At 68.0% G+C, this 11956-nt stretch carries 11 protein-coding genes and 1 pseudogene; 5 read left to right on the forward strand and 7 right to left on the reverse strand.

What is annotated here, in order from left to right:
- Positions 1 to 62 precede the first annotated feature (62 nt).
- Positions 63 to 1532 carry an FG-GAP-like repeat-containing protein gene (locus ACFY0P_RS09375; RefSeq protein WP_388909074.1) on the reverse strand — a complete coding sequence of 490 codons (1470 nt, stop codon included), beginning with the start codon at positions 1530 to 1532 and terminating at the stop codon, positions 63 to 65.
- A 266-nt stretch (positions 1533 to 1798) separates the two neighbouring features.
- Positions 1799 to 3277 carry an FG-GAP and VCBS repeat-containing protein gene (locus ACFY0P_RS09380; RefSeq protein WP_388909076.1) on the reverse strand — a complete coding sequence of 493 codons (1479 nt, stop codon included), beginning with the start codon at positions 3275 to 3277 and terminating at the stop codon, positions 1799 to 1801.
- A 287-nt stretch (positions 3278 to 3564) separates the two neighbouring features.
- Here ACFY0P_RS09380 and ACFY0P_RS09385 point away from each other — a divergent pair, with 287 nt between their 5' ends.
- Positions 3565 to 4209 (forward strand): GNAT family N-acetyltransferase, encoded by a 645-nt coding sequence (locus ACFY0P_RS09385; protein WP_388909078.1) that lies wholly within the window; start codon positions 3565 to 3567, stop codon positions 4207 to 4209.
- 68 nt (positions 4210 to 4277) lie between these two features.
- Positions 4278 to 4385 (forward strand): annotated as a pseudogene (locus tag ACFY0P_RS09390) (antibiotic biosynthesis monooxygenase); the annotation flags it as partial.
- A 74-nt stretch (positions 4386 to 4459) separates the two neighbouring features.
- On the opposite strand, the gene ACFY0P_RS09395 reads toward ACFY0P_RS09390, so the two are convergent.
- On the reverse strand, positions 4460 to 5086 hold the full coding sequence (locus tag ACFY0P_RS09395; protein WP_388909079.1) for a hypothetical protein: 627 nt from the start codon (positions 5084 to 5086) through the stop codon (positions 4460 to 4462).
- Between the two features lie 403 nt (positions 5087 to 5489).
- The gene (locus tag ACFY0P_RS09400; RefSeq protein WP_388909081.1) at positions 5490 to 6068 is read right to left on the reverse strand and encodes a recombinase family protein; all 579 of its coding nucleotides are present in this window, start codon (positions 6066 to 6068) and stop codon (positions 5490 to 5492) included.
- A gap of 307 nt (positions 6069 to 6375) precedes the next feature.
- On the opposite strand from ACFY0P_RS09400, the gene ACFY0P_RS09405 reads away from it, so the two are divergent.
- Entirely contained in the window at positions 6376 to 7020 is a 645-nt protein-coding gene (locus ACFY0P_RS09405) for a class I SAM-dependent DNA methyltransferase (RefSeq protein WP_388909083.1), read from the forward strand.
- Between the two features lie 339 nt (positions 7021 to 7359).
- On the opposite strand, the gene ACFY0P_RS09410 is transcribed toward ACFY0P_RS09405, so the two are convergent.
- Complete coding sequence (locus tag ACFY0P_RS09410) at positions 7360 to 8082, reverse strand: hypothetical protein (RefSeq protein ID WP_388909085.1); 723 nt, start codon at positions 8080 to 8082, stop codon at positions 7360 to 7362.
- A gap of 328 nt (positions 8083 to 8410) precedes the next feature.
- Positions 8411 to 10093, reverse strand: coding sequence for a recombinase family protein (locus ACFY0P_RS09415; RefSeq protein ID WP_388909087.1), 1683 nt, complete (start codon positions 10091 to 10093; stop codon positions 8411 to 8413).
- Here ACFY0P_RS09415 and ACFY0P_RS09420 point away from each other — a divergent pair.
- Positions 10043 to 10426, forward strand: coding sequence for an antibiotic biosynthesis monooxygenase family protein (locus ACFY0P_RS09420; protein WP_388909089.1), 384 nt, complete (start codon positions 10043 to 10045; stop codon positions 10424 to 10426). The two genes, ACFY0P_RS09415 and ACFY0P_RS09420, sit on opposite strands and share 51 nt — an antisense overlap.
- 276 nt (positions 10427 to 10702) lie before the next feature.
- Positions 10703 to 11020: a replication initiator gene (locus ACFY0P_RS09425; RefSeq protein ID WP_388909091.1), complete on the forward strand. Its 318-nt coding sequence runs from the start codon at positions 10703 to 10705 to the stop codon at positions 11018 to 11020.
- Between the two features lie 289 nt (positions 11021 to 11309).
- Here ACFY0P_RS09425 and ACFY0P_RS09430 read toward each other — a convergent pair whose 3' ends face one another.
- Positions 11310 to 11912, reverse strand: a complete 603-nt coding sequence (locus ACFY0P_RS09430; protein ID WP_388909093.1) for a hypothetical protein — start codon at positions 11910 to 11912, stop codon at positions 11310 to 11312.
- Positions 11913 to 11956 lie beyond the last annotated feature (44 nt).

The raw sequence follows: 11956 nt of genomic DNA on the forward strand, positions 1-11956 counted from the left end.
TATTCCCCCGACAGGTGGAGCGGTGACGCGACGTCAAGGGGTGCGTCTCCCTGGTGGGTGCGTCAGCCGGTGAGGCCCGTACCGAACGCGCCGTACGTACGGGAGAGCCCGAAGGTGCCCGGGCCGAAGGACTTGGCGCCCGTGGCGGTGATGCCGGAGGCGCTGCCGCGCAGGGCGGTGACCGCGCCGACCCCCTTGTCCTCGAAGCCGGCCGCGACGGTCAGGTCCGCCCTGCCGTCCTTGTTGACGTCCGAGAGCACCAGGTCCGAGCCGAAGTAGTCCATGGACTCGGCGGTGCCGGGGACACCGGCGGTGTTCTGGGAGATCGTGCGGGCGCCGGTACGGGAGACACCGTCGGCCGAGCCGTTCATCAGGACGACGAGACCGGTGTCCTCGGCCGCGCCGATGTCCTTGAAGACGACGCCGATGGCGAGGTCGCCGTAGCCGTCGCCGTTGGTGTCCCCGATGGAGACGGAGCCGCCGAAGCCGTCGCCCTCCTTGTCGGTGCCGGGGACGCCGGCGGCGGACTGGGTGAGCTCGGCCATGGGGGCGTCGCCGTTGACCGGGCCGCCCTTGCTGCCGCGGATGACGACGACCTGGCCGCCGAGGGTGCCGGTGTGGTCGTCCTCCTTCGCGAAGACGTTGCCGATGGCGATCTCGTCGTAGCCGTCGCCGTCGATGTCGCCGAGGGCCAGGGAGGTGCCGCCGTTCAGCGGGCGCGGCTGGGTCGCGACCACGCCGCCCGACGCACCGAGGTAGGCGGCGCCCTTGGACCAGCTGCCCGACGGGTCCGAGGTGAGCGCGGTGCGGTAGGTGAGGACGAGGTCGGCCTTCTTGTCGCCGTTGGTGTCGCCCGCGGCGAGCGCGTCGATGCCGAACTCCGCCTTCTCCGGGGTGGGGACCTTCTGGGTGCCGCCCGTGGTGCCGGACTTGGTGAAGCCGCCCTTGACGAGGTAGGCGTAGGACGCGGCCGTGCCGGATGCCAGGTCGGCCCTGCCGTCGCCGTTGAAGTCACCGGCGGCCAGTTTCGAGCCCCAGGCCTCGTGCTTGGCCGCCGAGGGGTCCTTGACCGTCGTGCCGTTCTTCAGGCCGCTCGCCGAACCCCACAGGATCGTGATCGAACCGCCGTCGGTGTCGGAGCCGTTGTCCTCGCCGGGCGCGCCGACGGCGAGGTCGGTGTAGCCGTCCTTGTTGAAGTCGGCCACGGCGAGCGCGTCGCCGAAGAAGTCCTCGGTCTCGGCGGTGCCGGGGACACCGGCGGTGTTCTGGCTGACGATCGTGCGCTTGGCGGGGTTGAGTCCGGAGGAGCTGCCGTAGACCACGGCGACGTACCCGGCCATGTTCTTGCCGCCGACCTTGGCGTAGGGGGCGGCGAAGGCGACGTCGCCGTAGCCGTCGTGGTTGAAGTCGGCCTTGTAGGCGCGGGCCGTGGCGGCGGAGGCGACGGGGGCCGAGAGGGTCAGCAGGCCGCCGGTCAGCGCCGCGGCGGTGACGGTCGCGAGGGCGAGGCTGTGGTGGCGGTGTCTGTTCATGGGGAGGAATCTCCTGAGATCGTCGTCATGGGTGACGCGCGCCCACGGAAGCGGTACGGCCGCCGGCCCGGTCGGCTCACGGCGCGGGCGGCCGAAGGACGGGCCCGGAGCGCCGCGGACGCGAGGGCGGCGGGACGGGACTCCGGGACGGGGCGGGACGGGGCGGGACGGGGCGGGGCGGGGCGGGGCGGGGCGGGGCGGGCCCGTGGTCGTACGATCCACGGGCCCGCCCGTACGCCGGTCGGAAAGGTCCTTCGACCCGCGGATCAGTCGGCGAAGACGGCGCTGAGCTGCGGGATGCCGGTCGTGGACACGCCCAGCTTGCCGGCGGAGAGGGCCCGGGACCCGGTCGTGGTGATCTTCGAGCCGTTGGACGGCAGGTAGGTGACCGCGCCGTCGCCGCCGTTCTCGTAGGAACCGACGATCAGGTCGGCCTTGCCGTCGCCGGTGACGTCGTCGAGCTTGACGTCGGCGCCGAAGAGGTCGTTCTTCTCGTCGTCGCCGGGGACGCCGGCGGTGCTCTGCGCGAAGGACTGGGCGCCGGAGGCGAGGTTGATCCCGGTCTTCGAGCCGTAGAGGACGGTGACCTGGCCGGTGTTGGTGTTGCTGCCGATGTCCTCGTTCGGGGTGGAGACGACCAGGTCGGCGTAGCCGTCGCCGTTGACGTCGCCGAGGTCGATCTCCCAGCCGAAGCCGTCGCCCTTCTCGGAGGTGCCGGGGACGTTGCTGCTGTTCTGGTTGAACATGGTGGCCTTGGCCGGGCCGGAGGCGCTGCCGTAGGTGATGGCCACCCTGCCCCCGTTGGCGGAGTCGGGGAAGACGGTGCCGCCGCTGCTGGCGTCCCAGGAGGCGCCGCTGACGATGTCGCCGAAGCCGTCGCCGTTGATGTCGCCGATGCCGGTGACGATGCCGCTCTTCAGCGCCTTGGCGCCGGTGGCCGTCACGCCCTTGGAGCTGCCCGGCAGCCAGTAGTTGGTGTTCCAGTGGTCGCTGGTCTTCGTCTCGTACCCGTCGACGACGAGGTCGGTACGGCCGTCGCCGTTGACGTCGCCGGCGGTGAGCTTCATGGGGCCGTACGGGTAGGAGCTGGTGCCCGGCTGGATCGGCGGCTTGACGGTGTACCGGCCGCCCGGCGTGCCGCTGCTCGAGAAGCCGCCCTTGAACACCCACAGGGTGGCGGCGGAGCTGCCGACGGCGAGGTCGGCCTTGCCGTCGCCGTCGAAGTCACCGGCGGCGAGCTGCAGCCCCCAGTAGTCGTGGCTGCTCGGCGAGGGGTCCTTGATGTCGACGCCCTTGCCGGTGAGGCCGCTCTTGGAGCCCCACAGGAGGGTGACGGTTCCGCCGTCCGTGTCGGTGCCGACCTTCTCCGACGGGGCGCCGACGGCGAGGTCGTCGTAGCCGTCGGCGTTGAAGTCGGCGTACGCCAGGGTCTCGCCGAAGTGGTCGCCGGCCGCGGCGGTGCCGGGGACGCCGGCGCTGTTCTGGCTGAGGGTGGTGCGCTTGGCGGTGGTGACGCCGGTGGCGGAGCCGTAGAGGGCGACGACCTGGCCGGCGCCCTTGTGGCCGCTGACGTAGGCCGTGGTGGCCGAGGTGGCGATGTCACCGATGCCGTCGCCGTTGAAGTCGGCGCGGGCGACCTTCAGGGAGTCCGCGGCAGAGGCCGAGGCCGCCGAGAAGGTGAGCAGACCGCCCGTCAGCGCGGCCGCGGTGGCCGTGGCGAGGGCGAGTCGCGGGAACGTGTGCATGCGGGTCGTCTCCTGCGGCATGCGGGGGCCGTCCGCAACCGGTGGACGGCCGGAGTCAGTGATGTCCAGCGATCAGGAGACCCGCGTCAAGGAGTAAGGGTTGTACAGGAGTTCGGTGAATTCTTCTTGACCACGTTCGCCGAGCAGCGAGGGGGCCCGGAGGAGCGGATCTTCTCCCGGACGCACGCCGCGGAGAACCCGGACGGGTTCGAGTGGTCCCGGGATCAACCGTCGGCGCCTGGAGAAAACCGGATGCGGCGGCCGGACAGGATGGCTACCGTCCGGGCGTGGCCCACACCTACCCCCCGCTGAACGTCGAGGTCCGCACGCCGCGCCTGACGCTGGCCGGCGCCTCCGACGAACTGCTGGAACGTCTCGTGCCGCTCGTGCGGGCCGGGGTCGCCGACGCCGAGCCGTGGCCGTTCGACGACCCGATCTCGTTCTACGCCGACAACCCCGAACGGGAATGGCGATGGCTGCGCGCCGTCTGGGCCGGCCGCGCCCGCGTGAGCCCGGACTCGTGGCGGCTGTACTTCGCCGTCCTCGTCGACGGCGAGCCGGTCGGTATGCAGGACCTCATCGGCACGAACTTCACGCGGTTCGGCACGGTGTCCAGCTTCTCGTGGCTGGCCCCCGGCAGTCGTGGACAGGGACTCGGCAAGGAGATGCGGGCGGCGGTCCTGCAGTTGGCCTTCGCCGGGCTGGGCGCACGCGAAGCGGGCAGCGACGCCTTCGTCGACAACGAAGCGTCCAACCGCGTCTCCCGTGGCCTGGGCTACGAACCGAACGGCACGGACTGGGACACCCGCCGCGGCGAGCCCGCGCGGATCCAGCAGTGGCGGCTCACTCGGGAGGCCTGGGAACGGATCCGCCGGGACGACATCGAGCTGACCGGCGTCGCGGAATGCCTGCCCGTCCTGGGCATCGGCTAGCTGCTTCACGCTCTCCTGTTCACCCCTGCGGCAGGACGAACCCATGAGCGAAGTCAAGATCCCCCGCACTGGCCGTGCCTGCCGAGCAGCCGGAGACGCTGGAGAGGCGGTTCGCGTCGCGGGCGCGTGCCGTGGAGGGCTCGGACGGGTTCGAGTGGTTTGAGTTGCTGCGGCCGCAACGGGTGGGCTGATGTACCACTAGGTCTGCCCGCGGGGACCATCTGGCTCCACACCTGAGGTACGAGGTTTTTCATCGGTAGTGGAACTCGGCCGGGTTGCTCCGGTCTCGCAGGTCGCGGACGACGACGCCGCCTGGTCCGTGGGGATCAGAGCAGTGCAGGCCGTGCAGGTCCAGTGAACCAAGGTCGTCCGTGAGTGCCGTCCCAGCCCCGACATAGGCCCTGTCCAGTTCGAAGGCCACCCGCGTTCCCGCGCCGGTCGGCGAACCGATCTCTTGAGGTTGCTCGATCGGGCGGAGCCCGGCAAGCTCCTGCCGGAAGCCGTATCCGTCGCGCCATACCTCGATCGCGGTGCGCGTACTCAGCGCTGCCGCCGCGGCACTGTTCCACCGGTTGGGGCCGAGCAGCGAGCCGTAGTAACCCAGGAGCGCCCGGCTCTGTTCGTCAAGGGCGTCGGCCTGGTCATCGGCCACCCAGAACTTCAGATCGCCGTGGACCTCCGCCTCGACCTGCGGGGTGTGCGCCGGCGCGACACGGGTCGCCGGATGCAGGGCGTGCCCCAGCACGGCGCACAGCACCTGGGTGGCCAACTCCGGGTCGCCCCGACGGACCCCGAAGTACATGGTCGGGTTTGCCCACACATGCTGATCGAACTCGATGACCTGGATATCGGCCGCACTGTATGTCTTCCCCGCCACGGGTGCAGGCTACTTTCCGGCTGAACTGGGCTCCAGAGGCTGCCCCGCGACAGGAGAGATCGACCGGACAGCCCCCAGTCGCTCACGCCCTCCTGATCACCCTTGCGGCAGGCGAGCCCATGAGCGTAGTCAAGATCAATAAAGTTATCAAGCTACGCACATTACTTTGACCTGCGGAAACGTTGCACTTGCCTTCCTTGCTGGAGCGAGGCTACGCCGACCGTGGCGGGTCACTGGCGGGCTTTCACACAGACCCCCGGGGTCTCTATTTCGCGGGAACGTGTGCGGGTCTTGGGGCCGGGTCCGTGGGGCGCGCTCACCCAGAGATTGTCCCACCCCCCATGCCCAGACATGCGAGAGACCGTCCACGACGAGGGGCAGACGGTCTCTCGAATGGGCCGGGTCACTCCGTGTCGGCAAGCGCCCGATACAGCGTCGCGCGGGACACATTGAGCGCCTCGGCAATGGCCGTGACGCTCTCTCCCTTGGCCTTACGCGCCTTGGCCGCAGCGAGCTTGTCAGCGTCCATGACAGTGGGCCGACCGCCGGTCCGACCCTGAGCCTTGGCAGCGTCCAGCCCGGCGCGGGTCCGTTCAACGATCATGTCTCGCTCAAGCTCAGCAAAGGCAACCATCATCGTGAAGAAGAACTTGCCCTCACCCTTCGGGGAGTAGCTACCGGCTAGCGTGCCCGTCAGAATCCGCAGCGAGATCCCTCGGGCGTGCAGATCCTCGGCGATCGTGAGCACGTCCTTCGTGGAACGACCCAACCGGTCCAGCTTCCACACGGTGAGGGTGTCACCCTCCCGCATGTAATCGAGAGCAGCGAGCAGCCCGGCACGGTCGGCGTTCTTGCCCGACGCCTTGTCCTCGAAGATGCGGGCGCACCCTGCCACGCTCAGCGCGTCCGCCTGAAGCTGCGCATCCTGCGCGTTGGTGCTCACTCGCTGGTAACCGATGAGCGTGCCCGTGTTCGTCGCCATGACCCAATCGTCTCAAAACTCGTCTCACAACGCCAGGGTTTCGGGTAGGTTTTGAGACGGGTTTTGAACACTTCGATGTCCCATTTGCCCTACCGACCCTCGACGTCTCAATAACCATCGATTGTGAGACCGTATCCGGCGGTCACTCTCCGCAGTGCGCCCTCCCCCAGGTCAATCCGCGATCACTCGGGCGCCACTGGCCCGCCTCGAAGGATCTGGTCTCCGTCTCAAGTGGCCTGGTCTGATTCGTCGTTGATCTCAGCTGATCTGGTTCGCGATCCTGATCACTGCACTACTCTGTCGGGCCATGAACGCGGACCGCTGGTTGGCAGACACCCGGACCTCCTACGACACGGTCGCGGTCAGCTATGCCGACCAACTACGCGAGGCTCTGGCCGGGGCGCCGTATCTTCGGGCGGCTCTGGCGCTGTTCGCCGACTTGGTGCACGCCGCTGGCGGTGGGCCGGTGGCGGACGTGGGCTGCGGACCTGGACACGTCACCGCTCACCTGCACGGGCTGGGTGTGGACGCTTTCGGCATCGACCTTTCATCCGTGATGATCGACGTGGCTCGGCGTGACCACTCCCGCCTGCGTTTCGAGGTGGGATCGATGACCGACCTCGACCTTGCCGATGCTTCAGTCGCCGGCCTGCTCGCATTTTGGTCGTTGATTCACGTCCCCGATGAAGCAGTGCCCACGGTCTTCGGCCACTTCCGGCGCGTGTTGCGTCCCGGCGGACCACTGCTGCTCGGCTTTCACGTCGGCGACGGGTCGAGGCTGAAGACGCAGGGCTACGGCGGCCACCCGATGAACGTCCACGTTCACCGCCGCCAGCCTGACCAAGTGGCGGCCTGGCTACGCGATGCCGGGTTCACCGTCGAGGCCCAAATGCTGATCGACCCCGACGAGAGCGTTCCAGGTGCGGTCCTCTTCGCACGCCGTCAGTCCTAGCAACGCCAGCGGTCCGGTTGCGGCCGACGGCACAGCGAAGTCGGACCACATCAACTGAGACAGCCTCCGGCATCCGCTCGCCCGGGACCACATCACTTGAGATTCCTGGCTTCCCCACATCTCAACTGAACTGGTCGCCGCAGGTCAGTGGCCCGACTCGGAACCAGATCATTTAAGACGGGACAGTCACGAGCTGCAATCCGGGGTCGGTCGAGCTGTGACCAGCGGTTTTCCCACCAGTTCGGGCGAATCTGCGCGCATTCGCATTTCGGGGAAGGCGGGGGTGCCAAGGAGGGAGCCGGAAAAGTTCCAGACCCCCATCCCGCCTGCCAGTGACCGTCAGTCGTTCATCGCCACGCCCCGCCAACCCTCGTATCCGGCCAGCTTCCGGCGCGCGCCAAAGCGACCGTCCATCGCAGCGAACAGCGCCCGCTTGCCCCCGGTGGTCCCCAGCGAGCGGGAAAGCACCGGCTCAGCGGCACAGAACGCTTCCCAAACGGCAGACGTGCGCACGTGGACGCTGTGTGGCGCCGTGCCGAGACGCTTGACCCACTCAGCCGGATCGCGCAGCGGAGCCCGGAAGGCGTCGAACTGTGAAGCCAGCGACAGGAGGTGGGTCGCGCGGCCGTCGGGCGCCGACAGCATCTCGGACGCCACGGTGTCGAGCGATTGCAGGGTTTCCAGCGCGAACGGAGCCGGCGGAGTGGTGATGGCAGCAGCAGCTTGGCGCAGAGACGCGGCTTCCTGGTGCAGGAGCGCCCGTGCTCCCGCTTCGGTGAGCAGCGCACTGGTGTCGACGGTGTCTGCCTGACGCTCCAATTCTGCGCGCCGTTCTCCGGCCTCAATGGCAGGGGCGTAGTGCCAGCGCAGCCCGGCGACTACGTCCGCCAGCCAGTCCCCCACACCCTTGCGAATCAGCGGAAGATCCCGCCACTCCCCGCCGGGCGTCGCCCAACTTGCCCCCGTCCACACGAACGGCAGTGGGTCACGAGCCTTGTCGGCATGCTGGGCGGCAGTCTCCAGCGCGCGACGGGCGGTCACGTCGTCTATGTACTTCCTCAAGATCCGACTCTCTGTAGGTGTGTCCGAGCGTTACCTTCCCGCTGTCCCCAAGATCGCGAAGCGGCGGAGGACCCACAGGTGACCGGAGGTGGACCAAGGGTCAACCGTTAGGTGACTCCATAGACCCACAAAACTCCAGGTCAAGAGCGGAATAGGTGAAAGGAGAGACCAATATAAACATCTACCGCTGTAGGGCAAACCGGGAACGGTGTCACCATCGTCATTCGTCACCGGCCGGCACCATCCACAGGGCCACAATGCCCGGAAGAACGCCCACGGCCCGCCACCGGAGGATTCCAGCAACGGGCCGTGAACGGCGCTCAGGCGCCTAGCTGCTTGGAGCCTCTGCCCAGTGCACAGTCACCCGATCCTCCGTGTTCGCGTTCCGGCCACGGCCGATGGACTTGGCGATGGAGATGCGGTCGACGAAGAACGCCAAGAAACTACGCCGGTCCTCCAGGCCCCAGCTGCCCCACGTCGACTCCGGCCCCAGCGGATCACCCTCCGGGCCCGTCCATTCCGAGGGGATCGCCACCGTGCCAGCCTCGGCGGTCCCCAGTTCTTCCACGCGTCCGGCCGTTCGTGCCTCGTGCGCTGTCAACCGCTCCACGGACTCACGGAACATCTGGTCACCGACGGCACCCGCGTACAAGCCTGCCTGCCGGTCGACATACAGCGTGCGGAGCGCTTCCCGTACGTGCTCCAACTCGGCGCGCGCGGCTACTAGTTCAGCCTGTCGCTCGCCCGTGTCCGCTTGCGCTGCAAACCGGCGTGCGGCCTCGGCGAGCCATTCGAGATCTTCGGGATCTTCGGGGTCCAGCGCTGTCAGGCGGGACCACACGGTACGGGCCACCACGTCGTCAGCGGCGTCCATGTTGATGGCCAGACCACCGTGTCCCGGTACGGCGCCGGACTGGGCCCGGTTGCAGCGATAGAGCTGCTTGCCGTTCCTCCGGTCGGTCACCATGGATGACCCGCAGACGCCACAGAAGAGCATCCCGGCGCCACCCAGCAGAGACGGCACGGAGCGCCCACCCTGGCGGACCACCTGGGGCGCACGGCCGTCGAGTACGTCTTGAAGGCGCCACCAGTCATCCGGCGGAATGATCGGCTCATGCGCAGCCAGCGGGGCCCCTGAGCCGTCGCGCAGGATGGCGCGCTTGGTCCCCTGCCGTTCGGCGGCGTAGCCAGCAAGGCGCGGGTCACGGAGGATGCGGAGCACAGTGGACGACACCCACGTCGTACGCTCCAGCGGCTGGCTTACGCCTCGGGCCCGGCGTGCGGTCACACGCGCTGACATGTCCGCTGCTTTGGTCGGTACGCCCTCAGTGTTCAGCTTGCGAGCCATGGCCGATGCGGTCATACCGCCCAGTGCCCAGGACACCATGTCGCGCACGTACGGGGCCTCAGCGGGATCGGGGACCAGCCTGACCACCACCAGTTCCCCGCGCGGCTCACGCGTCGACTGGAAGCCGTACGGGGCCATGCCGGACACGTGGCTACCCGCTGCCCTCAGCGTCTCTTTCGTCGCCGTGATGTACGCCGACTTCATGTCGGACTCTTGCTGGGCCAGCGCAGCGATAAGGCCGAAGATCGCAACGCCCATGGGGGTGGACGTGTCCAGGTAGGGTTCTTCGACGCTGACAAGCAGCACGCCGTGTTTGGCTAGCTCCTCATTGATCAGCATGGCCTCAAGAGCACCCTGTCGAGTGAGGCGGGACAGCGAGAACACGACCACGGCGTCTACGTGCCCGGCGCGAACGGCGGACATCATCTCCTCGAACTCCGGCCGGACGACCTTGGGGTCCCAGCCGGATTTACCGACGTCGGCGAAGTGGCCCGCGTTGTCCCAGCCTTTGGCCGTGATCAGCGCCTCGCACTTGGTCCGCTGTGCTTCGGGGGACGACGCGGAGTCGTCCTCACGCTTCCTTGACTGTCGGATGTAGGACACTGCGCGCACATGGTCCAGATTAGGGGTCCAGTCGGTGCCCCGTTTGACGAGAGGTGTCATGTGCCTAGCGTAGTAAAAATCAACGTACTGACCGTGCCTGCCGATCAGCGGGAGACGCTGGAGAAGCGGTTCGCCCATCGCGCCCATGCCGTGGAGAGCTCCGACGGGTTCGAGTGGTTCGAGCTTCTCCGTCCGGTCGAAGGAACTGACAGCTACCTCGTCTACACGCGGTGGCGGGACGAGGAGTCGTTCCAGGCGTGGATGGAGGGGCCCATGCAGGCCGCGCACCAGGGCAGCGGTGAGGAGGGCGCCGAGAAGCCGAAGCCGGCGGCGTCGGGTTCGACTCTGTGGTCCTTCGAGGTGGTTCAGCAGGCCGAACCAAAGAACGCCTAGATCAGAGGCCATCTAGTCTTCATCACCGACCGGGCGCACGTTGACATAGACCGTGGGTCCTCCGACTGCGCCATTTGTCGGCTTCCCCCTCGTACACCGCTGCGAAGCTCTGGAGGCGCCTCACGGATCGCCTCGAGGTGTGAGTGGGTATGAGCCGTCCTCGGTCGAGGATGGAGCGCATGCAGCAGCAGGGCCTCTTCCTCGTCAAGGGAAGGGGCCCAGTCGTGTCGGGTCTGAAAAGCCGCAGGCTACGGCCGGGGGCCACGTATTGAGGGCATGCCCGCCGGTGCCGGCCCTCAAGTTGAGCTGCGGTGCCAACCGCTGTGCGTCGACTGCTACGACCACACCGGCCACGTGCTGTGGCATGCGCACACCTCCAAGCTGTGGGACAGGTTCGTCATCGACGTCCGCCCGCGCCTCGCCACCTCGGTCGGCCTCGTGCAGTCGCGCTTTGCCGATCACGGCCGGCTGTCCTTCGCCCGCATCGCCGCATACCAAAAACGCGCTGCCGTCCACGTCCATGCCGTACGCGGCGCTCCGCGCCGAACGCGTCCACCACATGGGCCATCTCGAAGTGCCCGATGTGACCACTGAACGGCAATAGCGCTACGTCGGCTCCGGCCACACCCCGGGCGCTGCGCTGATAGCGGCTGGCGTCGCCTCCGACATCATCCTCGACCGGGAGACTGCGCTTGCTGAGGCGCGTATCGCCGACGGGGGTGCCGCTGGTGAACGACCCGAATCAAGAGTTACGAGATTGGGCACGGGCGCACGCGCGCAATGCGCCCCGCTGGTCCGAGCGGAAGTGGCGGCGGGTGAACGTCACGCTTCGGCTGGACGTCACTGCCCGCCGCCTGGGTCCTACTCCGTCCTCGCCGGAGGCCTAGGCGGGCTTGCCCGGGGTTCCCTTCCACGGCCAGTATTCGAAGCCGTTGCCGGTGTACCAGTCCAGGCGGGTTTTGCCGCAAGCGCCGCTGTGCACGTCGAGGGAGTCGTAGTAGGCAGCCTTGATGGACTTCTTGGGGAAGGACACGGAGATCTTCGTGGTGACGGTGGAGCGCGAGGGGATCGTGCCCACGGCCAAAGCCTGGGAGTTCCACAGGGGCAGCGTGCCGTTGGTCTTGCTGTTCCAGTGCAGCGCCATCGTGTGCCAAGAGCCCTTGCCGACGCGCCACTGAACATGGGGCGCGGGGCCCCGGTTCTTCATGAGGTTGCCGATGGCGAAGACATATGAGGCCTTGGTGAGCGCTGTGTTCTCGGTGTTGTGGAGCCGGAGCGTGGCGTAGAGCGTAACGCCGGGCTTGTGTGCGGTGGGTGTAACCGATCCGGCCGCGTCCGAGACCGACACCGCTCCGTACCGGCAGTCGTACCTGGTGGCGGTGTCCTCGGGCCGAGCGGCAGCCGCGGCACCGTGGGCGGCGAGCGCGCTGATGACGCCGGCCGTGGCGGCGAGAACGGCGCCGTGGCGAATAGTGGTGTTCAACATCTCCTCCTCATCGTCTCGATGGCACAGTGACCGCGGCCTGGCGT

The sequence above is a fragment of the Streptomyces sp. NPDC001714 genome (assembly GCF_042892755.1).
In the GTDB taxonomy this organism is placed as follows: domain Bacteria; phylum Actinomycetota; class Actinomycetes; order Streptomycetales; family Streptomycetaceae; genus Streptomyces.

Excerpts from the sequence above, each read along its gene's own strand:
- ACFY0P_RS09425 (WP_388909091.1), top strand. The coding sequence starts at position 10,703 with ATGCCCGCCGGTGCCGGCCCTCAAGTTGAGCTGCGGTGCCAACCGCTG.
- ACFY0P_RS09380 (WP_388909076.1), bottom strand. The coding sequence starts at position 3,277 with ATGCACACGTTCCCGCGACTCGCCCTCGCCACGGCCACCGCGGCCGCG.
- ACFY0P_RS09420 (WP_388909089.1), top strand. The coding sequence starts at position 10,043 with ATGGTCCAGATTAGGGGTCCAGTCGGTGCCCCGTTTGACGAGAGGTGT.
- ACFY0P_RS09375 (WP_388909074.1), bottom strand. The coding sequence starts at position 1,532 with ATGAACAGACACCGCCACCACAGCCTCGCCCTCGCGACCGTCACCGCC.
- ACFY0P_RS09430 (WP_388909093.1), bottom strand. The coding sequence starts at position 11,912 with ATGTTGAACACCACTATTCGCCACGGCGCCGTTCTCGCCGCCACGGCC.
- ACFY0P_RS09415 (WP_388909087.1), bottom strand. The coding sequence starts at position 10,093 with ATGACACCTCTCGTCAAACGGGGCACCGACTGGACCCCTAATCTGGAC.
- ACFY0P_RS09400 (WP_388909081.1), bottom strand. The coding sequence starts at position 6,068 with ATGGCGACGAACACGGGCACGCTCATCGGTTACCAGCGAGTGAGCACC.
- ACFY0P_RS09405 (WP_388909083.1), top strand. The coding sequence starts at position 6,376 with ATGAACGCGGACCGCTGGTTGGCAGACACCCGGACCTCCTACGACACG.